The organism is Methylobacterium sp. WL12 (assembly GCF_008039475.1).
GTDB classification, from domain to species: Bacteria; Pseudomonadota; Alphaproteobacteria; order Rhizobiales; family Beijerinckiaceae; genus Methylobacterium; species Methylobacterium cerastii.
This window is the reverse complement of record NZ_VRUW01000079.1, coordinates 1-23,689: the sequence shown is the minus strand read 5'-3', so window position 1 is coordinate 23,689 and position 23,689 is coordinate 1. Positions and strand designations below refer to the sequence as shown.

The window sequence follows — 23,689 nt, the reverse complement described above, 5'->3', positions numbered from 1 at the left end:
TCCTTGAAGAGCACCGCCTCGACCTTGGCGGGGTAGACCGCGACGTTGACCCGCTTCAGCAACTCCTCGCGGAGGCGGTACATGCCGACCGACCCGGAGATATCGCTGCTGCGCATGTCGCGCATGTAGACCTGCAGCGCGTCCTCGACGCGGGGCATCAGCGGCTTCACCTCGTTCTCGACCTTGGCGTCCTTGAGCTCGAGTGCGATGCGGAGCTTGGCGAACTTGGCCTTGTCGGAGCCGGGCTCGGGGCTGAGGTTCATCACCATCTCGCGCACGTCGAGGAACACGGACGGCTGCTTCACCTCGGCCTTGTCGGCGGCGTGCTCGGTCTCGGCCTGGGCGGCGGCGCGCTTCTTCATCACGAAGGCGCCCCCTCCCCCGCCGAGGAGCAGCACCGCGGCGGCGGCGATGATCACGAGCTTCTTCTTGCTCTTGGGCGCCTCGGCCTCGCCGGGCGCCCCCTCGACGCCTTCCGCTTTCTTGGGCTTCTTGGCCATGAGCGGTGTTCCGTGGTCCGTCGGCTGATGGCTGGGGTACCCGCCTATCGGGTGCGGGCCGGTTCGAGCCTCCGGTATCGGCCCGCAGGGTTAACGCGGCGTAAAGTCGGCACAATCTGCCGGGTCGGCTTTGCCGACGGTCCGATCCGGTCGTGCGGCCATAACGCCCTCCTCATCGTCAACGCACTGAAAAATCACGCAAAATTGCAAAAGATCGATCTGGCACGGGGGATGCGGATATCCCCTCGCCGCCACCGCGGCACGACGGATCGAGTTCAGATGCAGAATGCCCTCCTCGTCGGCGTATCGAGCCAAATGGCGCTTCAGCGCGAGCTCGACGTCATCGCCAACAACATGGCCAACGTCTCGACCACCGGCTTCAAGGGCCGCTCGACGCGCTTCGAGGAGTACCTCATGCCGACGGCGAGCGCCGACACCTTCTCGGGCGCCGACCGCCGCCTCTCCTACGTGATCGACCAGGGCACGACCCTCGACCTCGGCCAGGGCGCGATCGAGCCGGACGGCAACCCGACCCACGTGGCGATCCAGGGCGAGGCGTTCTTCTCGGTGCAGACGCCGCAGGGCGTGCGCTTCACCCGCAACGGCGCCTTCGAGGTGAGCGCGCAGGGCAACCTCGTCACCAGCGACGGCTACGCCGTGCAGGGCGAGGGCGGACCGATCACCATCAACCCGCAGGAGACCGGCCTCTCGATCGGGCAGGACGGCACGGTCTCGACCAACCTCGGCGTCCGCGGCCGGGTGAAGCTCGTGACCTTCGCCAACCCGCAGAGCCTGAGCAACGCCGGCGCCAACCTCTACGCCTCGACCGCGCAGCCGCAGCCCGCGGGCATCAAGGGCCGCCTCGAATCGGGGGCGCTGGAGAAGTCCAACGTCAAGCCGGTGCTCGAGATGACCCGGCTGATGGACGTGAACCGGACCTACGCGATGGTGTCCAGCGTGATCACGCGGCTCGACGATCTGCGGGGCACGGCGATCCGCCGCCTCGCCGACGTCGCCTGACCGGGAGCTAGACGATGCGCGCGCTCTACGCCGCCGCCACAGGCATGGCGGCCCAGGAACTCAACGTCCAGGTCATCTCGAACAACATCGCCAACCTTCGCACCACCGGGTACAAGCGCCAGCAGCCGCACTTCCAGGATCTGCTCTACCAGAACCTGCGCCGCGCCGGCGCCTCGACCTCGGACCAGAACACGCAGCTGCCGGCGGGCCTCGCCATCGGCTCGGGCGTGAAGACGGTGTCGACCGCCCGCATCATGTCGCAGGGCACGCTGACCTCGACGGAGAAGGACTACGACGTCGCGATCCGCGGCGAGGGCTTCTTCCGGGTGACGATGCCGGACGGCCGCACCGCCTACAGCCGCGACGGCTCGTTCGACCTGTCGGCCCAGGGGCAGCTCGTGACCCGCGACGGCTATCTCGTCGATCCCGGCGTCACCGTGCCGAACACCGCCACCGCCGTCACCATCAGCGCCACCGGCGCCGTGCAGGCGACGCTGCCGGGGCAGACCGCGCCGCAATCGCTCGGCCAGTTCCAGCTCGCCCGCTTCGTCAACAAGACCGGCCTCGAGTCGATCGGCGACAACTTGTTCATCGAGACCGCGGCCTCCGGCCCGGCGGTCGCCGGTCTGCCCGGCGGCGAGGGCTTCGGCAACCTCCAGCAATCCTACCTGGAGGAGGCGAACGTGAACGCCGTCACCGAGATCTCCTCCCTGATCGCGGCCCAGCGCGCCTACGAGATGAACTCGAAGGTCGTGACCGCCGCCGACCAGATGCTCTCCACCACCTCGCAGATGTTCCGCAGCTAGCGCCGCCCGGAGCCCGACGGTCATGTCCCATTCCTTCGCCTACGACGAACCGAGCCGCGAGGCCGACCTGCGGCCGATCACGCGCCGCGTCGCCCAGCGCACCGCGCCGCTCGGCCTGCCCGTGCTGGTGCGCGCCGCGCTCGCCTTCCTCGCGCTGGCCATGCTCGGCGCCTACACCGTGCCGGCGCTCGCCGACGAGCCGATGCGCCTGCGCGGCGACGTCACCGCCCGCGGCGACGTCCTCACCCTCGAAGACCTCGTCGAGGGCGCGCCCGCGTCGGCGGCCAAGCGCCCGCTGTTCCGGGCCCCGGCGCTGGGCGCCACGGGCACGATCCAGGCGCGCCGCATCGCCGAGGCGGTGGCGGCCCTGAACCTCGGCGCCGTCGAGACCGGCGGCCGGCTCCAGGTGGCGGTGCAGCGCGCCGCCCGCCGGGTCGGCGCGCAGGAGATCGAGGCGGCGCTCCGCCGTGCCCTCCAGACCGCTTACGGCGTCGACGAGAAGTCGGTGAGCGTGCGCCTCGACGGCGACGGACCGATGCTGCTGGCCCCGATCGACCTCGACGGCCAGGTCGTCGCCCTCGACCTCAACTACGATCCGCGCTCGCGCCGCGTCGGCGGACTGATGACGCTGGGCGAGCGCCAGGCCTCGCTGCGGGTGACCGGCGTGGTCATCGAGATGCGCGACGTGGCGATCGTCAACCGCACGCTCAACCGCGGCGAGCCGGTCACCGCCGCCGACCTGACCATCGAGCGCCGCCCGCGCGAGGGCGCGCCCTCGGACGCGCTCGCCTCGGGCGCGACGTTGGTCGGCGAGGTCGCGCAGCGCACGCTGAGCCAAGGCGCGGTCCTGCGGAACGGCGACACCGCCCCGCCGGAACTCGTCGCCCGCGGCGAGGCCGTGACCATCGTCTACGAATCGCCCGGCATCAGCCTGGCGATGCGGGGCCAGGCGACCGACGCCGGGCGCATGGGCGCCACCGTCAACGTCATCAACATGGCCTCGAAGAAGGTCCTCCAGGCGGTGGTGATCGGTCCGGGCCGTGTCTCGGTCGGCCCCGCACCGCTCCAGCGGCAGGCTAGCGCCGAAGCGCCGACCTCCGTCCGCTGACCGCCATCCTCGACAATCCAGGCAGAGCCGATCCGATGCGTCATCTCCCGCGCCGCCGCTTCCTGCGCCAGCCCCTGCCGCTCGCCGCCGCGCTCGTCGCCTGCGCCGGCCTGGGCGCCTGCAACACCGTCGACCGGCTCTCGAACGTCGGGGCGCAGCCGGCGCTCTCGGCGATCGAGGACCCGACCGCCCAGGCCGGTTACAAGCCTGTCCGCCTGCCGATGCCCGACGTGCAGCCGGTCTCGTATGCGCCGAACTCCCTGTGGCGGACCGGCTCGCGCGCCTTCTTCAAGGACCAGCGCGCCGCGCGGATCGGCGACCTCGTCACCGTGAAGGTGAACGTCACCGACCAGGCCAACATCTCCAACGAGACCAAGCGCTCGCGCAGCAACACCGAGAACTTCGGCCTGCCGAACGCCGGCGGCCTGGAGAAGAATGCCGCGGTGCTCGCCGCCGGCGTCTCGCCCGACAAGCTGCTCGCCGCCACGTCCAGCTCCTCCAACGACGGCGTCGGGTCGGTCCAGCGCAACGAGACCGTGTCGACCAACGTCGCCGCCATCGTCACGCAGGTTCTGCCGAACGGCAACCTCGTGGTCGAGGGCAAGCAGGAGATCCGGATCAACTTCGAGGTGCGCGAACTCGTCGTGGCCGGCGTGGTCCGCCCGGAGGACATCGAGTCGGACAACACCATCGAATCGACGAAGATCGCGCAGGCCCGCATCGCCTATGGCGGCCGCGGCCAGATCACCGACGTCCAACAGCCGCGCTACGGCCAGCAGATCGTCGACATCCTGCTGCCGTTCTGATCGCCAGCGAGACGATCAGGTGGGCGCGATCATGTGTGCTCGGTGCCGGGCCGGTTCGGGCGCGGCGCCTCGCCATGGTTCGCGACGAAGGCGGAGCGGCTGGAGTCGTGCTTCTTCTGCGCGACGCGCGTGCGCTGCCAGACGGCGATCACCGTCGCGACCACGATGGTCCCGATGGCGAGGACCGGAATCAGAACATCGTTGCTCATGGAGGTGCCTTCCGATGATGTCATCGGATCAAGCACCGTCGAGCCCGTCGGTTCCGGGGCTCGACGTCGCATCTCGGGCAGTCCGGACCAGTCGAGACGGCGCTGTTACTGGACAAACCGATGCCGCATCGCAACAAAACTCAGTCGTCGCGGTAGACGCGCTCGCGGCGTTCGTGGCGCTCCTGCGCCTCCAGCGACAGCGTCGCGATCGGTCGTGCATCGAGCCGGCGCAGCGAGATCGGCTCGCCGGTCTCCTCGCAATAGCCGTAGGACCGGTCCTCGATCCGTGCCAGCGCCGCGTCGATCTTGCCGGTGAGCTTGCGCTGCCGGTCGCGGGCCCGCAGCTCGATCGCCCGGTCGGTCTCCGAGGAGGCGCGGTCCGCGAGGTCGGGGTGGTTCTCGTTCTCGCTCTGCAACGCAACGAGGGTGTCCTGCGCCTCGCGCAGGATGTCGCTCTTCCAGCCGAGCAGCTTGCGCCGAAAATACTCGCGCTGACGCTCGTTCATGAAGGGCTCGTCGTCGGACGGAACGTAGCCGTCCTCCAGCGTCACCTTCGCCATTCGTCGCCCTTCCATAGTCCCGTACGGCCGGTCCGCGGCGATCATTGCCTGCCGTATAGTCGAGGTGGATTGCTGCTACAACGCACCCACGTGCCGACGTCCGCACCTGCACGCGCTGCGCAAATTGATGCGGCAAAGACGCCACGGTGCGCGGCGACGAATCGAGATTGATGTGCTCAACCCGGGATCGCCGGCCGAGCCCGCAGGCGATTGACCGCCGCGGCGATGGCGTCGGCGAGCGGCCGGGCGACCGGGAGCCGGTAATGGCTCAGGTCGAAGAACAGCGCGTCGTCGTGCGATTCGGGGGTGTCGCGGCGCTCGTCGAGCACGGCGCTGCGCGGGTGCGACGCCAGCGCCGCCGCGATCGCGGCCTTGCAGGCCTGCTCGGCTGCGGCGCGGCGCGTGCCCGGCCGCGGCAGGGCGGAGGCGTGGATGGGCGGGAACACCATCACGACCGGCGTCTCCGCCGGGACGCGGGCGAGCGTCGCGGCAAGGCGCACGGCCGCGGGGAATGGGCCGGCCCTATGCGGCTCGGGCGTGTCCGGCGTCGCCGCCCCCGCGCCGGGCGCCGGGCGCGCGCCGCCGGCGAAGCCGAGCTTGAGGTAATCCGGCTCGTAGTTCCACCAGCCGTCGGCGGGGGCGACGGGACGCGCCCGGCGTAGCAGCCATCCGATCCGGCCGACGACCTCCTGCGCCACGTTGAAGCGCAGCAGGCCGAGCGCGTAGGTGACGGGGTCGCGCTCCAGCAGCCAAAACGGGAACGGCTTGCCCGGCGGCAGCGCCGGGTCGTCGGTGCACCAGAAGTCGTCGGCCGCCATCACCAGGGCTGCCGGCGTGGGATGGTGGCGCAGGAACCAGTCGAGGATCAGCAGCTGCTCGCCCGGTCCGGTCGCGGGCACGGAGAGCTGCACGAACGGGATGCCGGTAGCGGCCGCAAGGCGAGCGGGCTCGACGAGCTGGATGTGCGAGTTGCCGAGGATCGCACCTGAAAACGCCGGGTCGCGCCCGCGGACGGCCAGAGCCGTGCGTGGCCCCTGCGGCCGGACGGCGCCGACGGAGAACAGCCGCGACCGCCCGCTGTCGTAGGGGTCGATCGCGACGGCGAGCGCGAGGTAGCCGGACAGGATCGCCGCCGCCGTGAACACGGCGGTGCGGGCGAAGGCGGACCAGGCCGTGGCAGGCGACGGGCTGCGCATCGGCTCAGAACTGAAAGTAGATGAAGTCGTAGTTGCCGTCGTCGCCGATCTTCAGCAGCACGACGACGAAGAGCAGCGCGAAGGCGGCGGCGATCAGCCGGCTCGGCGGCAGGCGGTGGACCGCCGCCCAGGCGCTCGGCCCGACCGTCGCCACGGCGGCCGCCACCGCGATCGTCCGCCACTTGAAGCCGGTGCCCGCGGGGCCGAAGCCGAACAGGCCCTTGAACACGATCAGCGCCGCCTCGAAGCTGGTGGCGCGGAACAGCACCCAGGTCAGCGCGACGAACAGGAACGTCAGCGCCCAACCGATCAGGCTTGGCAGCCGCAGGCTCGCCCGGCGGAACAGGATGCCCGCGCCGAGGCCGGCCCCGTGCAGCGCCCCCCAGGCGACGAAGGTCAGCCCGGCCCCGTGCCAGAGGCCGCCCAGCGTCATCGTGGCGAACAGGGCGCCGACCTGGATCGCGAGGCCGCGGCGGTTGCCGCCGAGGGGGATGTAGAGGTAGTCGCGCAGGAACCGCGACAGGGTCATGTGCCAGCGCCGCCAGAACTCGCGCAGCGACGCCGACCGGTACGGCACGTCGAAGTTCTGCGGCAGCACCAGCCCGAACAGCAGCGCGATGCCGAGCGCCATGTCGGTGTAGCCGGAGAAGTCGAAGTAGATCTGGAAGGTGAACCCCAGGGTCGCCTGCCAAGCCTCCGCCATCGTCACCGCCTTGCCGGCGGCGGCGGCCTGGAACACCGGGTTGACGTAGCCGGCGAGCGGATCGCCGAAGAACACCTTCTTCGACAGGCCGACGACGAGCAGCATCAGGCCGCGCCCGATCCGCTCCGCCGCGTCCGGGCGCGCGTAGGGGCGCTCGTCGAACTGGTGCATGATCTCGCTCCAGCGCACGAGCGGGCCGGCGAGAACCTGCGGGAAGAAGGCGATGTAGAGCGCGTACTTGGTCAGCCCGAAGGCGGGCGCGCGGCCGGCCCGCAGGTCGGTCAGGTACATGATGTGGTGGAAGGTGAAGAACGAGATCCCCAGCGGCAGCACCCAGCCGAGCCGCGGCGCCTCGACGCCTGGAACCAGGCTGGCGAGGTCGGCGAAGAAGTCGAGGTACTTGAACAGGGCCAGCACGGCGAGGTTGGCGGCGATCGCCGCCGGGATCAGCCAGCGGGCCGGCGCCCGGACGAAGGCGCGGGCGACGAGCCAGTTCGCCAGGATCGAGCCGAGCAGCAGCGGCACGAACCGCACGTCCCACCAGCCGTAGAATACGAACGACAGCAGCACGAGCAGCGGCAGCCGCCAGCCCGGCCGACGACGCTCGACGAGGGCGTGCAGCGCGAGCGCCGCAGGGAGGAAGACGAGGAGGAAGACGAAGGAGTTGAACAGCATCGGCCAGGGCGGCGCGGCGGGGGACACCGCGACGGGCGGTCGTGCCGTCGGGCGGCCGCCTTGTCGGGGATCGGCCGGATCGCGTCAATCGATGCGGCGGCGCCTCAAGCCCCCGGACGGGTCGCGAGGTCGAGGGTGGTGGCCGTTCCGACCAGCACGGCGCGGATCCGGCTGTCGAGGCTGTCGGTGAGTTGGTCGACCCGCAGGTGCACCGTGCTCCCGGAATCCGAGCCCGTGACCCACAGGTCGTAGTTGAGCCCCTCGCGCCGGAGATGGCTGAGCAGCCGCTCCGATCCGATGCGAACGGCCTCGTTGTTCAGGGTGATGCAGCGCGCGTCCATGCTGTCTCCGATTGTTCCGGAGAGTAACGCACGAACAGGGCCTATCGATCGCTCGGTAGGCGCTACCGAGGATTAAAGTCATCGACAGGGTGAACGACGCCCTCAGCGCGCAGCATAGGTGTGGTCTGCGGCGGGAAAGCGTCCGGAGCGGACTTCGTCGGCGTAGGTGCGCACCGCCTCCTCGATGTGGGCGCGCAGCGAGCCGAAGCTCTTGACGAACTTCGGCGCCTTGTCGCTCAAACCGAGCATGTCCTCGAGCACCAGGATCTGGCCGTCGCAGGCCGCGGACGCGCCGATGCCGATCGTCGGGGCGGTCACCGTCGGCGACAGCGCGATGGCGTTGGCCACGGGCTCGACGATGCCCTCCAGCACGATCGCGAACGCGCCGGCCTCGCTGATCGCGCGGGCATCCTCCATCAGGATGCGCTCGCCGTCCGGCCCACGGCCCTGCACGCGAAAGCCGCCCATGGTGTTCACCGATTGCGGCGTCAGGCCGATATGGCCCATCACCGGGATGCCGCGCTGGGTCAGGAACGCGACGGTGTCGGCGAATCGCGCGCCGCCCTCCATCTTGATCGCGCCGGCGCCGGTCTCCTTCAGCACACGCGCGGCGTTCAGGAAGGCCTGCTCGCGCGAGGCCTCGTAGGACCCGAACGGCATGTCGACGACCACGAGGGCCTGGGAGGTGCCGCGGATCACCGCCTGAGCCTGGAGGATCATCATCTCCAGGGTGACCGGCAGGGTCGATTCCATGCCGTGCATCACCATGCCGAGCGAGTCGCCGACCAGGATGAAGTCGCAATACGGATCGAGGATGCTGGCGGTGTGGGCATGGTAGGCGGTGAGCGCGATGATCTTGCGCCCTTCGGCCTTCCGCTTGGCGAGATCCACCGCCATCACGCGCCGCGATTGCACGACCTGCGACATGGCCTCGAACTCCGTTTGTCTTGGCGCGGCCGTCGGGAACGGACCGGAACGCGATGCAGATCGGGAACGCCTGCACGTCCCTCATATAGGCTGCCGCGCGACAGGAATCCCGCTCGCGGTGCTCTTCGACCGGCTCACGCGTTCACACATCGCGGCGGATGAAGCGGGGGGTTCCCCTCTCCCCGCCCGCGGGGAGAGGCCCGGCTGCACCTCGTCGTGCAGCCGGGAAGCGAGAGGCGAAGCCGAAGCGGCGGTGAGGGGGAGGTGCCGGATGGGGCTCTTCCGTCGGGTCCCCCTCACCTTCGGCTGCCGCCTCGCTTTGTCGACGACACGGTCGACGAAGCCCTCTCGCCGCGTGCGGGCAGAGGGGATGCGCGCCTGCCGAGCCGACCGATACGGGGATGCGTCAGAACGATCGGGCTCCATCGAAGCGGCGCCGCGTCGTGATCCCCGCGGTTCAGCGGGCGGAGGACCGCTCCCCTGCCGCAGGGTCGGCCGCCCATTCCGCATCCTGCCGGATCACAGCGGTGTCGTGCTTGTCCTGCCAGCCCTCGATCCCGTCGGGGAACCAGTGCACGGCGGTGTAGCCCTGCTGGACCAGGCGCTTGCCGGCGTTCCAGCTGCCCCAGCAATCGGGATGGCAGAAGATGACGATGGGCTTCCCCTTGTCGCCGCCGGTCAGCGCCGCGACCCGCTTCAGGAACAACGCCTCGCGTTCGGCCGCGAGCGGTGCCGCGCCCGCGTTCGGCATCCAGACGGCACCGGGGACGGAGCGGTGGGCCGGCAGCCAGGGCCGGTCGGCCGGGAAGTTCGCCGGCTTGCGGTCGGCGAGCGCGACGTCGATCAGCACCGGCGCCTTCGCCATGAGCGCGTCGAGTCCGGCGATGTCGATCACGACGGCACCGCTCAAGGTCTTGGGGGTGTAGCCCTGCTGGACGCCCTCGTGCAGGCCCGCCGGCTCCGGCACGTTCACCGGCGAGTCGGCTGGCGCGGCCGCGAGGAATCCCGCGGCCAGAAACACCGTGGCGAGGCGGATCAGGCGATGGTCCCGGCCCGCGCGCATCAGTTGCTCGGGCTCGGCGCGTTGAAGCTATGCTCCCAGCTGCCGCCCTGGCTGTCGGAGGCCGCGACCTTGATCGGCTTGCCCGGCTCCGGCACCAGACCGAAGTTGATCACCGGGTTCGAGGCGATCGAGATGTCCCCGTCCATGGTGAAGACCACCTTGTCGCCGGCGGTGACGACGAGCTTGTTGATGTAGCGTGCCGGCGTGTAGTCGCGGGTCACCTGGTTCATCTGCATGCCCGAGAAGTTCGGGTGGCGGATCATCAGCGTCGCCTCGATCGGCTTGCCGGCCTGCGCCTCGCCCGAGAACTTCATCCGCATGTCGCCCATGCCCTTCATCGCCTCCTCGTCGCTCATGCCCATCGGGGCCGAGCAGCCCCCGGAGGCCTTCACGAACTTCACCGCCTCGTAGAGGCCGCCGTCCTTCGTCTCGGCGACGGCGTGGACGTTGGTGTAGTTGTTGACGCGCACCCGGAGCTTCAACTCGCTCGGGTCGCCGGCCGGGCCGAAGGTGAAGTGCGCGGCATAGGGCGACGGGTTGTCGTCGATGACGAAGTGCACCGCCTTGATCTTGTCCTTCTCGGGCATGGTCAGGGTGATCGGCACCAGCGCCGCGTCCATCGCGCGGTTCGGCGCGTCGATCTGGATCAGCGTGTCGGTCGGCTGGATCTTGCGGTCGCCGAACACCGACTTGGCGATCTCCTGCCAGCGCGCCGTGCGCTCGGCGTCGGTGTCCGAGGCGCCGGCCGCCAGGACCGGCCCACGGACGGCGGGGCCGGCGAGGATGGCGACCGACAGGCCGAGGCTCAGGATCAAAGAAAGGGCGGGCTTCATGGCGTTCCTCCGGTCGGATGAGAGATAAATCGGCTCGAGCCTCATTCCCACTCGAGCTCCTTGTAGGCCTCGGTGACGTTGCGGCCGTTGTAGCTGTCGAACAGGTCCCACCGTCCGCGCTCGGATTGCGCGACGGTCCGGACCGCCTTCTCGATCGACACGTCGGCGGCGATGGCCTTGCGGGTCTCGTCGCGCAGCGTGGTCAGGTAGCGGGACAGCGCGTCGAGGCCGGGCGCCAGATCGACGGAGACCGGGCCGTGGCCGGGGACGGCGCGGGTCGCGCCCGAGGCCCGCAGGCCCTCGACCTCCTTCAGCCAGCCGTTGAGGTTGCCGTCGAGCGACGGGATGCGCCCGACCGAAAGCAGGTCGCCGGTGAACAGCAGGCCGCTGGCGCTGTCGACCATCGAGAGGTCGCACGAGGTGTGGGCGGTCGCATGCGCGGTGAAGCGCAGTTTGCGGTCGCCGAGGTCGACCTCGGCGCCGTCCTTCACCTCCTGCGTCGGGTAGACGACGCTGCCGGCCTTGTCGGCGCCGAGGATGTCGACCAGGCGCTGGCGATAGTAGTCGCCCCGCGCGTCGAGGGCTTCCCGCAGGCGCGCATGGCCGATGACGTTGGGCTTGTCGGCCATGAAGGCGGCGGCGCCGAAGCAATGGTCGGGGTGGACGTGCGTGATGACCACGTGCCGAATCGGCTTCGACGTGCGCTTCACGATCTCGGCGCGAAGCCATTGCCCGTCGGCGAGGCTGCCGCCGGATTCGGTGACGAGCACGCCGTCCCGGCCGACGACGAAGCCGATGTTGGCGATGGCGTCGTCGTTCTCGGGCGTCGCGTCGGCGTTCGGCCCGCGGCGCATGAAGATGCCGGGGCCGACTTCCTCCATCGCGAAGGAGGCGGCGGAGAACCCCGGCTTCGGCAGGCAGCACAGGCAGAACCCGCCGAACAAGGCGGCGCGGCGCGACAGCACGGCCTTCATCGGGCGCACCCTTCGCGGCTCGCTTCGGCGTGGCGCTGGACCGTTCCCGGCATGCCGGTCTCCCTGAATTATTCTTCCAACCATCTAGTAGGTAGATTTCTCGGTCGTCAAGTGGCAAGACGGCGGGAGGCGCCGGCCGGCGGCGCGCTTTCGACACGGCGTTCGACCCCACGATGCGAGACACCCGCACCGAGTTGCTGATCCAGGCCGAGACGCTGGTGCGCGGGCGCGGCTGGTCGGGCTTCAGCTACGCCGACCTCGCCGAGGCGGTCGGCATCCGCAAGGCCAGCATCCACCATCACTTCCGCACCAAGGACGATCTCGGCGCGGCGCTGGTGGCGGCCTACGGCGAGCGCTACGACGCGGCGCTGGCCGAGATCCTGAGCGCGCACCCGGCCGGGATCGACCGGATCGCGGCCTACGGGCGGCTCTACCTCGGCGGCGTCGAGCAGGGCCTCGGCTGCCTGTGCGCGGCGCTGGCCACCGAGGGGGACGCGCTGCCCGAACGCCTGCGCGCCGACGTCGTCGCGTTCTTCGCCCGCCACGTGTCCTGGCTGGAGCAGGTGTTTCGCGACGGCGCGGCGGACGGAAGCATCCGCCCCGACCTCGATCCCGCGACTCACGCCCGGCTGGTGGTGGCGACGCTCGAAGGGGCTCTGCTGCTGGAACGCCTGCTCGGCGGGCCGGACGCTTTTGCCGGAACGCTGACGGCGCTCACCGAGCGCCTGCGCTGACGCCGATCCGCGTCGCGTGCTCGATGAAATCGGCTTGCCGCCGACCGTCTGACGACGACTGTCGAGACGCCCCGCAGATTCAAGTCTTCTTTACCATGCAAGGATAGGCATAAAATCACGTCGCCCGATGTGAGCCGAACCCGATGTCCGTTGCCGCCTCGAAGATCGTCGGCCCACAGCGAACCGAGCCCGCCGCGTCGGCTCCGACGCTCGCGACGATTTCGGCGCTGACCGCAGGCGTCGGCCGGGTCGCGCACGAGAAGATCGGCCGCATCCACCAGATCACCGCCCAGGCCAAGATCCTGGCGCTGAACGCGCTGATCGAGGCCGCCCACGCCGGGGAGCACGGCAGGGGGTTCTCCGTGGTGGCGCAGGAGGTTCGCGGGATCGGCGCCGAGATCGAGACCCTCGCCCGCGAATTGGAGACGCAGCTTTCGGGGCATATCGACGAGCTCGGTCGCACCGTCGGGGCGATGGCCGTCCAGGCGCGGGGCGAGCGCATGGTCGACCTCGCGCTGAACGCGATCGAGCTGACCGACCGCAACCTCTACGAACGCACCTGCGACGTGCGCTGGTGGGCGACGGACGCCGCCGTGGTCGCCTGCGTCGCCGAGCCCGACCCGGCCGCGGCGGCGCATGCCGGGCAGCGCCTCGGCGTGATCCTCTCGGCCTACACGGTCTACCTCGACCTCTGGGTGTGCGACCGGCACGGCCGCATCCTCGCCGTCGGGAGGCCGGACCGCTATCCCGACGCCCGCGGCGCCAGCGTCGCGAACGAGTCGTGGTTCCGCAAGGCCCTCGCCCTGCCCGACGGCGACGCCTACCTCGCCGGCAACGTGCGCCGCGAGCCGCGCCTCGGCGGCGCGCAGGTGGCGACCTACTGCGCGAGCATCCGCGACGGCGGCCGGGCCGACGGCGCCCCAATCGGCGTGCTGGCGATCCATTTCGACTGGGAGCCGCAGGCGCGCGCGATCGTGGCCGGCATCCGGGTCTCGCCGCAGGATCGCGCCCGCACGCGGGTGCTGCTGGTGGACGCGGACCGCCGGGTGCTCGCCGCCTCCGACGAGCGCGGCGTCCTCACCGAGACCCTGGCGTTCGATCCGAAGGGCGGCGCCAGCGGCGTCGCGCACGGCGCGTTCGTCACGGCCTTCCACCGCACCCCCGGCTACGAGACCTACGAAGGCCTCGGCTGGTACGGCGTCATCGTCCAGTCCGTGTGATCAGGGCGCGTCGGCCACGAACCGCGCATAGCCCGAGGCCCGCAGTGCGCAGGCCGGGCAGGTGCCGCAGCCGTAGCCCCAGGCGTGGCGCGCTCCGCGCTCGCCGAGGTAGCAGGTGTGGCTGTCCTCGACGATGAGGTCGACCAGCGCCCGCCCGCCCAGGCGCTCGGCCATGCGCCAGGTCTCGGCCTTGTCGAGCCACATCAACGGGGTGTGCAGCACGAAGCGCCGCTCCATGCCGAGGTTCAGCGCCACCTGCAGCGCCTTGATCGTGTCGTCGCGGCAATCCGGGTAGCCGGAATAGTCGGTCTCGCACATGCCGCCGACGACGTGGCGCAGGCCCCGGCGGTAGGCGAGCGCGGCGGCGAAGGTGAGGAAGACGAGGTTGCGGCCGGGCACGAAGGTGTTCGGCAATCCGCCGGCCTCGAACCCGATCGCCGTCTCGCGGGTCAGCGCCGTCTCCGAGACTTGGCCGAGGGCGTCCAGCGCCAGGGTGTGGTCTTCGCCGAGCCGTTCGGCCCAGTCCGGGCGGATGCGCACGAGGCCGTCGCGCAGCGTCGCGCGCCCGTCGAGTTCGATCCGGTGGCGCTGGCCGTAATCGAAGCCCAGCGTCTCGACGTGGGCGTAGCGGTCGAGCGCCCAGGCGAGGCAGGTCGCGGAATCCTGCCCGCCCGAGAACAGCACCAGCGCGCGGTCGTCAGTCACCCGCATACTCCGCCCAGGACATCGGCGTCTCGAACACCTTCACCGCGGAAAGCCCCGGCAGGCCCTCCTTCGTGCGCTGCCAGATCCAGGCCGCGATGTTCTCGGCGGTCGGGTTCTCCAGCCCCGCGACCTCGTTGAGGCAGTAATGGTCGAGCTGGAGCAGCACCGGCGCGAAGATCGCCTCCATGTCGAAGAAGTCCACCACCCAGCCGGTGCGCGAATCGACCGGGCCGGAGACCGTCAGCTCGACGCGATAGGAATGCCCGTGCATCCGGTGGCAGCGATGGGTCTCGGGCACGTTCGGCAGGCGGTGGGCCGCCTCGAAGGTGAAGGCCTGGGTGATCTTCATGGCCCTACTCCCCCGAACCCGAATGGCCCTTGTCCGACACGCCGGCCTGCTCGAACGTCGCCATGTCGCGATGGCAGGCGAGCGCGCCCTTGAGCAGGCCCATCGCCATGCCGGCGCCCGAGCCTTCGCCCAAACGCATGCCCAGCGCCAGCAGCGGCACCAGCCCGAGCCGGTCCAGCACCTCGGCGTGGGCGCCTTCGGCCGAAACGTGGCCGGCGAGGCAATGGTCGAGCGCGCGCGGGTCGAGCGCGTGCAGCACCGCGGCGGCGGCGGTGGCGACGTAGCCGTCGAGCACCACCGGCACGCGCTGCAGCCGCGCGGCGAGGATCGCGCCGGCCATCGCCGCGACCTCGCGGCCGCCGAGCCGCCGCAGGATCTCGAGCGGATCGTCGAGATGCCCGGCATGGTGGGCGAGCGCCGCCTCCACTGCGGCCACCTTCCGCACGACGCCGGCATCGTCCAGGCCGGTGCCGCGCCCGACCCAATGCGCGGGCTCGCCACCGAACAGGGCGGCGTAGAGCGCGGCCGCGATCGTGGTGTTGCCGATGCCCATCTCGCCGATGCCGACGCAATCGGTGCCGGCGGCGACCGCCTCCATGCCGAAGGCCATGGTCGCGACGGTGGCCTTCTCGTCGAGGGCGGGGGCCTCGGTGATGTCGCCGGTGGGCAGGTCGATGGCGAGGTCGAACACCTTGAAGCCGAGGCCGTAGGCGGCGCAGATCTGGTTGATCGCCCCGCCGCCCGCGGCGAAGTTCTCGAGCATCTGGCGGTTCACCGCATCGGGAAAGGCCGAGACGCCGCGCTTCGTCACCCCGTGGCTGCCGGCGAAGACGCAGACCAGCGGCCGGTCCAGCGTCGGCATCGGTTTGCCCTGCCAGGCGCCGAGCCAGGCGACGAGCTGCTCCATCCGCCCCAGCGCTCCGGCGGGCTTCGTGAGGCGCGCCTCGCGCGCGGCGATCGCGCCGGTGGCCTCCCGGTCGGGGCCGGGCATCGTCTCGATCAGGTGGCGGATATCCGCGAACGGGCTCGGGTCGGTCATCGGGTCCGAAGGATTGTTGTGGGCGGGCCGTCCGCGGGTGGGCGGGCGCGCCGGTCCCGCGAGCTATAGTGGGAGCGGGCGCGCGGGTGAAGGCTGCGCGCGTCAAGGCCATTGCGAGCGAAGGCGGCGTGATGCTGGGCGAACCGTTCCGCGGCGAGGCCGACTGGCCCGGCCGTGACCTCCTGCACGATCTGGCGGCGTGCCTGCGCTTCTACTCGCGCCTGCCGCTGCCGCCCTTCCCGGGCGAGCCCGATCCGCATGCGGTCCCCGACTTCCGGACGGTCCCGCGAATGCTGCCGCTGGCCGGGCTGATCCTGGCGCTGCCGCCGGCTTTGGTGCTGCTCGCCGGCTGGTGGATCGACCTCGGACCCTTCGTCGCGGCGACGCTCGCCGTCGCGGTCGCGGTGATGCTCACCGGCGCCCTGCACGAGGACGGCCTGGCCGACGTCGCCGACGGGTTCGGCGGCGGCGCGACGCCGGAGCGCAGCCTGGAGATCATGAAGGACAGCCGCATCGGCGCCTATGGCGGCGTCGCGTTGATGCTGTCGTTGGCGCTGCGGATCGGCGCCCTCGCCACGCTGCTCGACCGGACCGGCACCGCCGCCGCCACCGGGCTCGCGCTGGCCGCGATCCTCTCGCGGGTCGCAGCCCTCGCGCCGATGGTGCTGCTGTCGCCCGCCCGGCCCTCGGGTCTGTCGGCCGCGGTCGGCCGCCCGACTCGCGCGACGGCGGGCACCGCCGTCGCGCTCGGCCTCGCCCTGGCGCTGCTCGCCGTCCCGCTCGGCCTGCCCTTGACCGGCATCCTCGCGATGGTGGTGTTGGCGCCGCTCGCGTCGCTCGCCCTCACCTGGGTCGCCCAGCGCAAGATCGGCGGACAGACCGGCGACGTGGTCGGCGCCTGCCAGCAAGTCGCCGAGATCGCCGCGCTGCTGGCGCTGCTCGCCACGGTCTGAGCTTGATCGCCGACCCTTGAAACGGGCATGGACGCGGGATGAACGCGCCTGTGACAACGCCATCCGCCAAAGCTTCGAGCCCGTGCACCAAGGTCTGCGTCCTCGATGGGCCGAGCGGCCTCTGCATCGGGTGCGGCCGGACGCGCGACGAGATCGGCCTGTGGGGCTCCCTGTCCGAGCCGCGCCGCCGCGCGATCATGGCCGGGCTGCCGACGCGTCTCGTGGAAGCCGGGCTCGCGCCCGCGCAGGCGCCCGCATGACGATCCTTGCGCTGATCGCGATCGGCCTCGTGGTGGCCCTGCTCGTGGCCACCGACGGCGGCCGGATCGCGGGGACGATCGAGCCCGATCAGCTCGCCGGCCTCGCCTGGGGCGCCGGCATCCTCGCGCTGGTGGTCGCCGGGTTCTGGCGCCAGTTCGCCGCCGCGCCGGGCAAGAACCTGCAGGCGCTGCTGCTCTGGTGCGGCCTCGGGCTCGCCTGCGTCGTCGGCTACGTCTACCGCGAGCCGCTGCAGGAGATCCAAGCCGGCGTCATGGGCGCCCTGCGCCCGGGCACGCCGGCGATCGGCCCCGGCGGCACCGTGACGATCACCCGCCGGTCGGACGGCGTCTTCGGCGTCGACGCGCGGGTCAACGGGCAGAGCCAGAGCTTCGCCTTCGACACCGGCGCCAGCGCGGTGGTGCTGACCGCGGAGAGCGCCGACGCCCTCGGCATCCGCCCGGAACCCGGCGCGTTCACCACCCGCGTCTCCACGGCGAACGGCGTCGCCTACGCCGCGCCGGCCACCCTCGAGTCCCTCGCCGTCGGCCCGATCACGGAACGGCGCGTGCCGGCGCTCGTCGCCAGGCCGGGCGCCCTCGACGGCAACCTCCTCGGCCAGAGCTTCCTGACGCGGCTCGCCGGCTACGAGGTCCGCGGCGACCGGCTGATCCTGCGCGGGCGCTGACGGCGCCGCGGAGGCCGATCAGGCGGCGTCCCGCTCCGGCATCTCGCGGGAGACCATCGCCACCGCGGCACGCAGGGTCGCGAGGTCGGCCGTCGCCTCGACGCCGGCGGTGGACAGATGGCGCCGGTACGCCCGCGCGCCGGGCCGCCCGTTGAACAGGCCGAGCATGTGCCGGGTGATGGCGTGGAGCCGTTCGCCGCCGGCGAGTGTCGCCGCGACATAGGGGGCGTAGGCCTCGACCGCCTCGAACGCGTCCGCGACCGGCGCCGGCGTGCCGAACAGCTCGGGATCGACGGCGATCAGCCCGGCGGGCTCGCCGTAGGCCGCGCGCCCGACCATGACCCCGTCGAGGATCGAAAGGTGCGCCTTCGCCTCCGCCACGGTGGCGATGCCGCCGTTCACCGCGATGGGCAGGGCGGGACGCGCCCGCTTGAGCCGCACCACCCGGTCGTAGTCGAGCGGTGGCACGTCGCGGTTCTCCTTGGGCGACAGGCCCTTGAGCCAGGCCTTGCGCGCATGGACGATCAAGCCGTCGACGCCGGCCGCGACCAGCGCGTCGGCGAGCGCGTCCAGCGCGGCTTCCGGGTCCTGCTCGTCCACGCCGATCCGGCACTTGACCGTCACTGGCACGCGCACCGCTGCCTTCAACGCCGCGACGCAATCACCGACATGCTCGGGCTCCAGCATCAGGCAGGCGCCGAAGCGGCCGTTCTGCACCCGGTCCGACGGGCAGCCGACGTTGAGGTTGATCTCGTCGTAGCCGTAGCCTTCGGCGATCCGCGCCGCCTCGGCGAGGTCGCCCGGCTCGGAGCCGCCGAGTTGCACCGCCACCGGATGCTCGACGTCGGAAAAGCCAAGCAGGCGCTCCCGCGGCCCGTGGATGACCGCGCCGGTGGTCACCATCTCTGTATAGAGCCGCGCCCGCGCCGACAGTACGCGATGGAACGCCCGGCAATGGCGATCGGTCCAGTCCATCATCGGTGCGACGCTGAAGCGCCAGTCCGCGAGGGTGCCGTCCATCTCGGCCGCCGCCTTCATTCGAATCTCATCCCCATCGGGCAAACCCGGCCGCGACCGCTTGGCGGGAGCCGGGTCGCCCAGGCCCGATCCATAGGACGCGCCGGATACCACGCGCGCGTGCTCGCCAAAAGGCGAGCGCCATGGGGTCCGACGGCGCGCGAGCGTTCGGAGGCGACACCCGATCTGCTCCCGAAATGCGTCGCCCCTCCCTCGCTGTGCGCCGCACCAAGTCGATCGCACCGCCGGAGACGATCGCCCCGCTTACCCACTTGCCAAGCGCGGAACGAGCCTCTAGACACCCCCTCGCGACCGGAACAGGCCTTCACCGCCACCCGGTCCGCAGGGCGCCCGTAGCTCAGCTGGATAGAGCACCAGACTACGAATCTGGGGGTCAGAGGTTCGAATCCTTTCGGGCGCGCCAACACTTAGCTAGGTTTCTGGGCTAGCTAAACTAAGCTCGGGTAACGCTGCGGGTAACCGCGTTCGCCGCGTCTTGATATTTTTTCTTTGGTCAATTTATTTGTAAAGCGCATGATCGTTCGCGATCCGCTTTAAACACGGACCTCCCCCGCTCGCTGTGAGCGCCTGGAGTGGAGCAGCTTGCTCTCCCCAGGACTGCTCTCATGCTTGAGATGGCGCTACTCGCATTCATCGTTCTCGTCGGAGCGTTGATCATGATCTTCGGAGTCATGCATGTGCTGCGGCAGGCCTGAGGATCATCGAAGCCACCTATCCTCTCCCCGGATCTGGGGAGCGGCGTTCGTGAAGCCCGGCCGGGCTCGTGATAGCAGCACGCACAGGTTGCAAACTGGGTTAATGATTGTAATCTGAACCAGTCGGCGATTCGTCGAACTTTCGCGCCCGTCTTCGGAGTTTCCCCGATTGTGACGGAGACGGGCGCGGATGCTTTCGACGCTGAGCGTGCATTACCCTGGGTAGCGGCCGGGCCGGGTATCAGCGGCCGGTCGCCAGATCGGCGAGGGCTTGGGCGTGCTTCATCCGCCGCTCGGCGAGCCGGTACAGCCCATCCGAGAGCTGTCCTGCGTTCATGGCGAGGCGAGACAGCACCAGGGCGATCACGCTGGCCTGCAGGCAGGCGCGGCAGACGAGAGGATGCGGCTTCATCGGCTGGACTCTACTTGCCGAGCGGCGTCGACGGCGATGTTCCACTTCGCCTCGATGCGCTTCCCTAGTCTCTCCAGCGCCTCGCCAACCACGAAGGCGGCGGCGGGGCTGATCTGATTGTGGCTCGCACCCATCGAGATCAGGACGTGCCCCCAGCGTTCGACGTCGGCCATGTCTGTTTCGGCGTCGAGGAGCAGCCCGCATACGGACTCAGGGCGCGTCATCGGCTGCCCTCCCGCCAATCGCAGCCAACGGCCGAGAGCACGAGTGCAGCCCTAGACGAGGGCTGAGCCTGCCGGGCCGGGTTGTCCGACGAATGGTACATCGACCCACCATTCGCGCAGGGCACGTAATCGTAGGTCTCGCCCGTCGCTTGGTTCAGCCAGACGCAGGCCATGCCCGGTGTCACCTCGGGGCGACGATCGCGGTACCGCTCCCATTTGAGATAGCGGCGCTCGTATTCGAGCCACGCATCATAGCTGTCGAGGAGCTGTTCCGAGAGGGGCATGGCAACCGCGGTGGGGCTGCCGATGAGCGTCACGCCGCCGCCGATTAGCGGAAGCGAGACGAGGCCGCGGAGGAAGCCGCGGCGATCGGACGGGGCGCTCATGCAGCCACCCCGCGATTGAAGCGGTGCGCGCCAGCCCCTGTCCACTCGACCGCCGTCATCTCGGAGTCGGCATCCTCGAGGTCGACGTTGCCTGCCAGCACGTCGAGCAAGGCGAGGTCACGCTCGATACGGTCGGCGACTCGCTTCCGAAGCGCGCTTAGACGCTGCCGGGCAGTCTCGGAGAAGTGGCGATCTAAGCCCCTGCGGATCGCCTCGATGGCGTCGTCCGCTGCCCGGTCCGGATCGGCCGTCCGCATGGCGCGGAGGGCCAGCGTGACGGGGCCAGGCTGCCTGTCGGCCCCGCGGGGTAATAAGGCCGCCGAAGCGCCAGCCGGGGGTAATAAGGGCGTGCGTGTGCTATGGGCGTGGTTAGCCATGATCGTCCTCAGACAACGGTTGTGGTCAGGGCCTTCCAGGAGGGTGCAACCTCTTGGTCGGCCCGTTCTTATCTGCTATCATCAATCTCGATGTCAATAGCCGATAGCAGAAAACCGCGGGGACGCCCGCCGACCGGTATCGGCAAGGCCATCGGCCTGCGGTTGTATCCTGAGCTGGACGCTTCGCTGGAAGCCTGGATCGCAGACCACCCTGAGCCGAAGCCATCACGGCCGGAGGCGATCCGAGAAGCTCTCACCGAGCACCTGAAGGCGAAGGGCTATATGAAGTGAGCGACACGCCCGATCCTGACCGCGCCGCCCGTGCAATTGCCGAGAACGTATACGCAGCATTCTGCCGCGTTGCGACGATGCCGGCAGAACTGCTCGAAGAGCAGACGGTGCTGGCAAGGCTAGTTGAAGCGATCCGGCCTCTGGTGCCAACGAGTTCGCTGGGCGCCATTGTCGAGGCGGCCAATGGAGCGCTCGATGCATGGGAACAGCGGGACGCAGATGTACATGGCCCACGTGTCGAAGAGATCGATCTCGGCGACGGCGCCGTGAATATGAGGGCCAATAAGTAGCGGGGATATTGGCCGCGATCAGCCACGCCATCTCACCAGCAATTACAAGCAGAGTGATTGCTGCGACTAAGGCTTGGACGAGCGGATCGTGACGCTATCGGCGCAGTTCGGTTCGCTCGCCGCTTTCGTTAAGCCTGGGGACAGAGAAAGCTTACGCAGTCGGATCTTTTATTGATCGATCGTGCGTCTTGCCATAATTTTTTTCTCCGTGCTCCAAGTCGAGAATTTCTTGGTTTACCGCGATGATCTTGGTCAGCGCAGCGTTGACGCGAGATTGGTCGTTCAAGGCTCCCGCTTCTCGCACCTCGACCTGCAGGCTCTCCTGATCCTTTTTCAGCTCGGCCAGTTTGTCTGAGTCGGTCATAGGGTTCTCTCGTCGGGGCAGCGTGACCCGCTGCGGGATGCAGCACATAACAACTCCGCAGCTGTCTTGCGACCCAGAATGTAAAATTGCAGGGCGTGGCGACGCATGCCGGAATTGTTGGCCCCTGAGGAACTGATCGTTGCGGGGCTTTTCTTCGCCAGCCGTGCTAAGCCGTCCTCATGACGCGCTGGCTCGAAATCGGTCTCTTCATCTCCATGATCGTTCTGGCTGTGGCCATCTACTGGTGGTTCACGCGAGAGGCGCCGCCGTTGGGTGGGTTGGCGCAGTAGGAGCGCCGTCGGGCACGCTTAACCGCAGTGCCACGGTTTAATCCTTCATTGAGTAGAATGGCGAGGGGCCGGGAGTGCGGTTGAGGAAGGCTAACGGCAATGCGACGACGGGTGGGCGCGATCCGACACGCTCTCACAGACTGGCTTACCAGCCGGGGCTACGTGCGGCAGCATGATGATCAGAGCGGTTGAAATACCGCGGTTTAGACAGACATCATAGAAGGCAGGCTTGGTTACAGAGGCGATCAATGATCAAAAATATTGCTTTATTTATCTTATATTCATTTAGTTTTTTGTTATTTATCTATTTTATATATCTAATAGGACCGTTCTCTGCCGAACTAGATGTAAAACGCCTAACTTTCACTATAATCGCGTGCGTTCTTTGCTTTGTATTTGCGAATTTAGAACGGGTTACTTCGCTAAAAATGTTTGGCTTCGCCATAACATTGGCAAAAGCGAATAAAGTCATTCAAGATGCAAATGAAACAGTCGAACAGCTGAGAGCCATTGCAATACCGCTATCCGAGATAATGGTCGAAAATCTTCAGGGTCAAGGTAGATTTGGCAGTGGAGATACACGACAAAAAGAAATTCAAAAACAAAATATATTAGCCATTCTTAGAGATTTGAAAGTATCTAAAAACGAAATTAAAAAGATTTCATCTGCTGACCGTAAGTGGGTCTCTATAGATTATGCTGCATTAATTTTTTCAAGTAATCCGGATCCGGTGCATAATAGAGAGTGGGAAGCTTATTGGAAGATTTATCATGATACCGTGACAAGGCCAACCGCTAGCGAATGTTCCGCCGTTCTCAAGCGATTTCAAATTGAAACACCTGAGGCTTTAGAGTGGGGCATAGACTATCGCCACTATGAAAAAACCGGAACTCATCGCAGGTTAGACGAGTGGCTTTCTCGCTATGACAAACGAGATAAAGGCCGGTAGCTTCTTGGTAGATTACGATTTTACTGCAGCGCGAGCCGCCGAAGCACGAACGCCTGCACCGCGCTCATGATCTCGCTCTCGTTCGGCTTGGAGATACCGAGGAAGGCGCGCGCCGGCATCTTGGACGTCCCGTCCTGAAGGTAGGCGCCGTAGAAGACGTTCGTCCCGATGATCGCGCGATCCCCGGCGACGCTGGCCTCGATCGACCCGAGCAGGCGCCCGGAAGCGACCAGCAGGCCGTCACCCTTGCGCTTCCGGCGGGCCGTCGAGATGGCCCACTTCGCCCACGGCGCTCTGTACTGATCGGCCTTCTCTGATCGGATGCGGTTTACCGTCTGTCACCAAGCCTCCCTGAGCAGGACTGACGCGGAGTAGCGTGGGGATCTGGGTCGTGATTCTGTTCTTGGGTTTGGAGCCTAAGGAGGATGCGAAGGCTGCTCCGGTGCCGCTGCAATCGGACTTCGATGCCGTGTGCCGCTGCTTGACGGAAGCGATCCGGTCCTACTCCAAGATCGCATCGATCACCGGTAACAGCGGCCCCAGCTTCGGCTTCTCGATCGGCTTGGAAGGGGTGTAACCTAGGAGCGCGTCCGAGTAATCCTCTCGACGGCGGGGCCGGAGGGTGATTCACTTGGCTCATGGCCAAGGTGTTTCGCTCCTGGGATGTGGATCAGGGCTGGTTGCTGCCGCCCTCGCTGCACGAGT

The 23,689-nt window shown here is 68.7% G+C and carries 32 protein-coding genes and 1 tRNA gene; 13 read left to right on the top strand and 20 right to left on the bottom strand.

All coding sequences use genetic code 11. The features are described from left to right. Positions 1-500, bottom strand: a 500-nt coding sequence (fliL, locus tag FV226_RS21880; protein ID WP_147764539.1) for a flagellar basal body-associated protein FliL, incomplete at its 3' end; no start/stop codon positions are given. A gap of 279 nt (positions 501-779) precedes the next feature. Here fliL and flgF point away from each other — a divergent pair. The 4 genes from flgF to flgH are packed head-to-tail and all read left to right on the top strand — an operon-like array spanning position 780 to position 4,240. After that, positions 780-1,520: a flagellar basal-body rod protein FlgF gene (gene flgF, locus FV226_RS21875; RefSeq protein WP_147764538.1), complete on the top strand. Its 741-nt coding sequence runs from the start codon at positions 780-782 to the stop codon at positions 1,518-1,520. Between the two features lie 14 nt (positions 1,521-1,534). Beyond that, a complete protein-coding gene (flgG, locus tag FV226_RS21870; RefSeq protein ID WP_147754321.1) occupies positions 1,535-2,326 on the top strand; it encodes a flagellar basal-body rod protein FlgG in 792 nt (263 codons plus the stop codon). Between the two features lie 22 nt (positions 2,327-2,348). Then, entirely contained in the window at positions 2,349-3,434 is a 1,086-nt protein-coding gene (flgA, locus tag FV226_RS21865) for a flagellar basal body P-ring formation chaperone FlgA (RefSeq protein ID WP_147764537.1), read from the top strand. Positions 3,435-3,469: 35 nt separating this feature from the next. Further along, a complete protein-coding gene (gene flgH / locus FV226_RS21860; RefSeq protein WP_147754323.1) occupies positions 3,470-4,240 on the top strand; it encodes a flagellar basal body L-ring protein FlgH in 771 nt (256 codons plus the stop codon). A 29-nt stretch (positions 4,241-4,269) separates the two neighbouring features. Here flgH and FV226_RS21855 read toward each other — a convergent pair whose 3' ends face one another. The 9 genes from FV226_RS21855 to FV226_RS21810 all read right to left on the bottom strand — a co-directional run bounded on the left by FV226_RS21855 (position 4,270) and on the right by FV226_RS21810 (position 11,721). After that, positions 4,270-4,449: a hypothetical protein gene (locus tag FV226_RS21855; protein ID WP_147764536.1), complete on the bottom strand. Its 180-nt coding sequence runs from the start codon at positions 4,447-4,449 to the stop codon at positions 4,270-4,272. A gap of 140 nt (positions 4,450-4,589) precedes the next feature. After that, positions 4,590-5,009, bottom strand: coding sequence for an RNA polymerase-binding protein DksA (gene dksA / locus FV226_RS21850; protein ID WP_147728054.1), 420 nt, complete (start codon positions 5,007-5,009; stop codon positions 4,590-4,592). Positions 5,010-5,185: 176 nt separating this feature from the next. Continuing rightward, on the bottom strand, positions 5,186-6,205 hold the full coding sequence (locus FV226_RS21845; protein WP_147764535.1) for a hypothetical protein: 1,020 nt from the start codon (positions 6,203-6,205) through the stop codon (positions 5,186-5,188). Positions 6,206-6,209: 4 nt separating this feature from the next. Next, the gene (locus FV226_RS21840; RefSeq protein WP_147764543.1) at positions 6,210-7,583 is read right to left on the bottom strand and encodes an MBOAT family O-acyltransferase; all 1,374 of its coding nucleotides are present in this window, start codon (positions 7,581-7,583) and stop codon (positions 6,210-6,212) included. Between the two features lie 104 nt (positions 7,584-7,687). Continuing rightward, positions 7,688-7,924, bottom strand: a complete 237-nt coding sequence (locus FV226_RS21835; protein WP_147764534.1) for a hypothetical protein — start codon at positions 7,922-7,924, stop codon at positions 7,688-7,690. 102 nt (positions 7,925-8,026) lie between these two features. Further along, the gene (gene panB / locus FV226_RS21830) at positions 8,027-8,851 is read right to left on the bottom strand and encodes a 3-methyl-2-oxobutanoate hydroxymethyltransferase (protein WP_147764533.1); all 825 of its coding nucleotides are present in this window, start codon (positions 8,849-8,851) and stop codon (positions 8,027-8,029) included. A gap of 457 nt (positions 8,852-9,308) precedes the next feature. After that, on the bottom strand, positions 9,309-9,914 hold the full coding sequence (locus FV226_RS21820) for a rhodanese-like domain-containing protein (RefSeq protein WP_147764531.1): 606 nt from the start codon (positions 9,912-9,914) through the stop codon (positions 9,309-9,311). Then, positions 9,914-10,747 carry a quinoprotein dehydrogenase-associated SoxYZ-like carrier gene (locus FV226_RS21815; protein ID WP_147764530.1) on the bottom strand — a complete coding sequence of 278 codons (834 nt, stop codon included), beginning with the start codon at positions 10,745-10,747 and terminating at the stop codon, positions 9,914-9,916. The genes FV226_RS21820 and FV226_RS21815 overlap by 1 nt, the downstream gene beginning before the upstream one ends. A 41-nt stretch (positions 10,748-10,788) precedes the next feature. Continuing rightward, positions 10,789-11,721, bottom strand: coding sequence for a quinoprotein relay system zinc metallohydrolase 2 (locus FV226_RS21810; RefSeq protein WP_147764542.1), 933 nt, complete (start codon positions 11,719-11,721; stop codon positions 10,789-10,791). Positions 11,722-11,894: 173 nt separating this feature from the next. On the opposite strand from FV226_RS21810, the gene FV226_RS21805 reads away from it, so the two are divergent. Both FV226_RS21805 and FV226_RS21800 read left to right on the top strand, forming a co-directional pair. Further along, positions 11,895-12,455 carry a TetR/AcrR family transcriptional regulator gene (locus FV226_RS21805; protein WP_147752677.1) on the top strand — a complete coding sequence of 187 codons (561 nt, stop codon included), beginning with the start codon at positions 11,895-11,897 and terminating at the stop codon, positions 12,453-12,455. Between the two features lie 143 nt (positions 12,456-12,598). Next, the gene (locus FV226_RS21800) at positions 12,599-13,675 is read left to right on the top strand and encodes a methyl-accepting chemotaxis protein (protein WP_147764529.1); all 1,077 of its coding nucleotides are present in this window, start codon (positions 12,599-12,601) and stop codon (positions 13,673-13,675) included. Here FV226_RS21800 and queC read toward each other — a convergent pair whose 3' ends face one another. The 3 genes from queC to cobT are packed head-to-tail and all read right to left on the bottom strand — an operon-like array spanning position 13,676 to position 15,768. After that, positions 13,676-14,380: a 7-cyano-7-deazaguanine synthase QueC gene (gene queC / locus FV226_RS21795; RefSeq protein WP_246685656.1), complete on the bottom strand. Its 705-nt coding sequence runs from the start codon at positions 14,378-14,380 to the stop codon at positions 13,676-13,678. Beyond that, positions 14,373-14,729 (bottom strand): 6-carboxytetrahydropterin synthase QueD, encoded by a 357-nt coding sequence (queD, locus tag FV226_RS21790; protein WP_147752674.1) that lies wholly within the window; start codon positions 14,727-14,729, stop codon positions 14,373-14,375. Before queD ends, queC begins: the two co-directional genes overlap by 8 nt. Positions 14,730-14,733: 4 nt before the next feature. Then, the gene (gene cobT, locus FV226_RS21785; RefSeq protein WP_147764527.1) at positions 14,734-15,768 is read right to left on the bottom strand and encodes a nicotinate-nucleotide--dimethylbenzimidazole phosphoribosyltransferase; all 1,035 of its coding nucleotides are present in this window, start codon (positions 15,766-15,768) and stop codon (positions 14,734-14,736) included. 131 nt (positions 15,769-15,899) lie between these two features. On the opposite strand from cobT, the gene cobS reads away from it, so the two are divergent. Genes cobS through FV226_RS21770 form a run of 3 tightly spaced genes read left to right on the top strand, consistent with a single transcriptional unit; the run spans position 15,900 to position 17,667 of the window. Continuing rightward, on the top strand, positions 15,900-16,721 hold the full coding sequence (gene cobS / locus FV226_RS21780) for an adenosylcobinamide-GDP ribazoletransferase (protein ID WP_147764541.1): 822 nt from the start codon (positions 15,900-15,902) through the stop codon (positions 16,719-16,721). Between the two features lie 50 nt (positions 16,722-16,771). Then, the gene (locus FV226_RS21775; RefSeq protein ID WP_246685414.1) at positions 16,772-16,981 is read left to right on the top strand and encodes a DUF1289 domain-containing protein; all 210 of its coding nucleotides are present in this window, start codon (positions 16,772-16,774) and stop codon (positions 16,979-16,981) included. Continuing rightward, a complete protein-coding gene (locus FV226_RS21770; RefSeq protein WP_147764525.1) occupies positions 16,978-17,667 on the top strand; it encodes a TIGR02281 family clan AA aspartic protease in 690 nt (229 codons plus the stop codon). The genes FV226_RS21775 and FV226_RS21770 overlap by 4 nt, the downstream gene beginning before the upstream one ends. An 18-nt stretch (positions 17,668-17,685) precedes the next feature. On the opposite strand, the gene dusA is transcribed toward FV226_RS21770, so the two are convergent. Next, positions 17,686-18,705: a tRNA dihydrouridine(20/20a) synthase DusA gene (gene dusA, locus FV226_RS21765; RefSeq protein ID WP_187278815.1), complete on the bottom strand. Its 1,020-nt coding sequence runs from the start codon at positions 18,703-18,705 to the stop codon at positions 17,686-17,688. A gap of 326 nt (positions 18,706-19,031) precedes the next feature. Here dusA and FV226_RS21760 point away from each other — a divergent pair. Then, positions 19,032-19,108 (top strand) — tRNA-Arg (locus FV226_RS21760). Positions 19,109-19,641: 533 nt separating this feature from the next. Here FV226_RS21760 and FV226_RS28130 read toward each other — a convergent pair. Genes FV226_RS28130 through FV226_RS21745 form a run of 4 tightly spaced genes read right to left on the bottom strand, consistent with a single transcriptional unit; the run spans position 19,642 to position 20,679 of the window. After that, on the bottom strand, positions 19,642-19,812 hold the full coding sequence (locus FV226_RS28130) for a hypothetical protein (protein WP_187278814.1): 171 nt from the start codon (positions 19,810-19,812) through the stop codon (positions 19,642-19,644). Continuing rightward, positions 19,809-20,036 carry a hypothetical protein gene (locus FV226_RS21755; RefSeq protein WP_147764524.1) on the bottom strand — a complete coding sequence of 76 codons (228 nt, stop codon included), beginning with the start codon at positions 20,034-20,036 and terminating at the stop codon, positions 19,809-19,811. Before FV226_RS21755 ends, FV226_RS28130 begins: the two co-directional genes overlap by 4 nt. Next, positions 20,033-20,422 carry a hypothetical protein gene (locus tag FV226_RS21750; protein WP_147764523.1) on the bottom strand — a complete coding sequence of 130 codons (390 nt, stop codon included), beginning with the start codon at positions 20,420-20,422 and terminating at the stop codon, positions 20,033-20,035. Before FV226_RS21750 ends, FV226_RS21755 begins: the two co-directional genes overlap by 4 nt. Beyond that, positions 20,419-20,679 carry a hypothetical protein gene (locus tag FV226_RS21745; protein WP_147764522.1) on the bottom strand — a complete coding sequence of 87 codons (261 nt, stop codon included), beginning with the start codon at positions 20,677-20,679 and terminating at the stop codon, positions 20,419-20,421. Before FV226_RS21745 ends, FV226_RS21750 begins: the two co-directional genes overlap by 4 nt. A 407-nt stretch (positions 20,680-21,086) precedes the next feature. On the opposite strand from FV226_RS21745, the gene FV226_RS21740 reads away from it, so the two are divergent. Next, a complete protein-coding gene (locus FV226_RS21740; RefSeq protein WP_147764521.1) occupies positions 21,087-21,380 on the top strand; it encodes a hypothetical protein in 294 nt (97 codons plus the stop codon). Between the two features lie 151 nt (positions 21,381-21,531). Here FV226_RS21740 and FV226_RS21735 read toward each other — a convergent pair whose 3' ends face one another. Continuing rightward, positions 21,532-21,744, bottom strand: a complete 213-nt coding sequence (locus FV226_RS21735; RefSeq protein WP_147764520.1) for a hypothetical protein — start codon at positions 21,742-21,744, stop codon at positions 21,532-21,534. A 538-nt stretch (positions 21,745-22,282) separates the two neighbouring features. Between FV226_RS21735 and FV226_RS21730 the strand changes: the two genes are divergently transcribed. Continuing rightward, entirely contained in the window at positions 22,283-22,984 is a 702-nt protein-coding gene (locus FV226_RS21730; RefSeq protein ID WP_147764519.1) for a hypothetical protein, read from the top strand. A 20-nt stretch (positions 22,985-23,004) separates the two neighbouring features. Here the strand turns inward: FV226_RS21730 and FV226_RS21725 are convergent, their stop codons facing one another. Then, positions 23,005-23,256, bottom strand: a complete 252-nt coding sequence (locus FV226_RS21725; RefSeq protein WP_246691681.1) for a phage virion morphogenesis protein — start codon at positions 23,254-23,256, stop codon at positions 23,005-23,007. Between the two features lie 119 nt (positions 23,257-23,375). Between FV226_RS21725 and FV226_RS21720 the strand changes: the two genes are divergently transcribed. Then, a complete protein-coding gene (locus tag FV226_RS21720; protein ID WP_147764517.1) occupies positions 23,376-23,561 on the top strand; it encodes a hypothetical protein in 186 nt (61 codons plus the stop codon). The last annotated feature ends 128 nt before the right edge of the window (positions 23,562-23,689 follow it).

What these genes read in the sequence shown, in the direction of transcription:
- flgF (WP_147764538.1), top strand. Translation starts at nt 780, where the DNA reads ATGCAGAATGCCCTCCTCGTCGGCGTATCGAGCCAAATGGCGCTTCAG.
- flgG (WP_147754321.1), top strand. Translation starts at nt 1,535, where the DNA reads ATGCGCGCGCTCTACGCCGCCGCCACAGGCATGGCGGCCCAGGAACTC.
- flgA (WP_147764537.1), top strand. Translation starts at nt 2,349, where the DNA reads ATGTCCCATTCCTTCGCCTACGACGAACCGAGCCGCGAGGCCGACCTG.
- flgH (WP_147754323.1), top strand. Translation starts at nt 3,470, where the DNA reads ATGCGTCATCTCCCGCGCCGCCGCTTCCTGCGCCAGCCCCTGCCGCTC.
- FV226_RS21855 (WP_147764536.1), bottom strand. Translation starts at nt 4,449, where the DNA reads ATGAGCAACGATGTTCTGATTCCGGTCCTCGCCATCGGGACCATCGTG.
- dksA (WP_147728054.1), bottom strand. Translation starts at nt 5,009, where the DNA reads ATGGCGAAGGTGACGCTGGAGGACGGCTACGTTCCGTCCGACGACGAG.
- FV226_RS21845 (WP_147764535.1), bottom strand. Translation starts at nt 6,205, where the DNA reads ATGCGCAGCCCGTCGCCTGCCACGGCCTGGTCCGCCTTCGCCCGCACC.
- FV226_RS21840 (WP_147764543.1), bottom strand. Translation starts at nt 7,583, where the DNA reads ATGCTGTTCAACTCCTTCGTCTTCCTCCTCGTCTTCCTCCCTGCGGCG.
- FV226_RS21835 (WP_147764534.1), bottom strand. Translation starts at nt 7,924, where the DNA reads ATGGACGCGCGCTGCATCACCCTGAACAACGAGGCCGTTCGCATCGGA.
- panB (WP_147764533.1), bottom strand. Translation starts at nt 8,851, where the DNA reads ATGTCGCAGGTCGTGCAATCGCGGCGCGTGATGGCGGTGGATCTCGCC.
- FV226_RS21820 (WP_147764531.1), bottom strand. Translation starts at nt 9,914, where the DNA reads ATGCGCGCGGGCCGGGACCATCGCCTGATCCGCCTCGCCACGGTGTTT.
- FV226_RS21815 (WP_147764530.1), bottom strand. Translation starts at nt 10,747, where the DNA reads ATGAAGCCCGCCCTTTCTTTGATCCTGAGCCTCGGCCTGTCGGTCGCC.
- FV226_RS21810 (WP_147764542.1), bottom strand. Translation starts at nt 11,721, where the DNA reads ATGAAGGCCGTGCTGTCGCGCCGCGCCGCCTTGTTCGGCGGGTTCTGC.
- FV226_RS21805 (WP_147752677.1), top strand. Translation starts at nt 11,895, where the DNA reads ATGCGAGACACCCGCACCGAGTTGCTGATCCAGGCCGAGACGCTGGTG.
- FV226_RS21800 (WP_147764529.1), top strand. Translation starts at nt 12,599, where the DNA reads ATGTCCGTTGCCGCCTCGAAGATCGTCGGCCCACAGCGAACCGAGCCC.
- queD (WP_147752674.1), bottom strand. Translation starts at nt 14,729, where the DNA reads ATGAAGATCACCCAGGCCTTCACCTTCGAGGCGGCCCACCGCCTGCCG.
- cobT (WP_147764527.1), bottom strand. Translation starts at nt 15,768, where the DNA reads ATGACCGACCCGAGCCCGTTCGCGGATATCCGCCACCTGATCGAGACG.
- cobS (WP_147764541.1), top strand. Translation starts at nt 15,900, where the DNA reads ATGCTGGGCGAACCGTTCCGCGGCGAGGCCGACTGGCCCGGCCGTGAC.
- FV226_RS21770 (WP_147764525.1), top strand. Translation starts at nt 16,978, where the DNA reads ATGACGATCCTTGCGCTGATCGCGATCGGCCTCGTGGTGGCCCTGCTC.
- dusA (WP_187278815.1), bottom strand. Translation starts at nt 18,705, where the DNA reads ATGAAGGCGGCGGCCGAGATGGACGGCACCCTCGCGGACTGGCGCTTC.
- FV226_RS28130 (WP_187278814.1), bottom strand. Translation starts at nt 19,812, where the DNA reads ATGAAGCCGCATCCTCTCGTCTGCCGCGCCTGCCTGCAGGCCAGCGTG.
- FV226_RS21755 (WP_147764524.1), bottom strand. Translation starts at nt 20,036, where the DNA reads ATGACGCGCCCTGAGTCCGTATGCGGGCTGCTCCTCGACGCCGAAACA.
- FV226_RS21750 (WP_147764523.1), bottom strand. Translation starts at nt 20,422, where the DNA reads ATGAGCGCCCCGTCCGATCGCCGCGGCTTCCTCCGCGGCCTCGTCTCG.
- FV226_RS21745 (WP_147764522.1), bottom strand. Translation starts at nt 20,679, where the DNA reads ATGCGGACGGCCGATCCGGACCGGGCAGCGGACGACGCCATCGAGGCG.
- FV226_RS21735 (WP_147764520.1), bottom strand. Translation starts at nt 21,744, where the DNA reads ATGACCGACTCAGACAAACTGGCCGAGCTGAAAAAGGATCAGGAGAGC.
- FV226_RS21730 (WP_147764519.1), top strand. Translation starts at nt 22,283, where the DNA reads ATGATCAAAAATATTGCTTTATTTATCTTATATTCATTTAGTTTTTTG.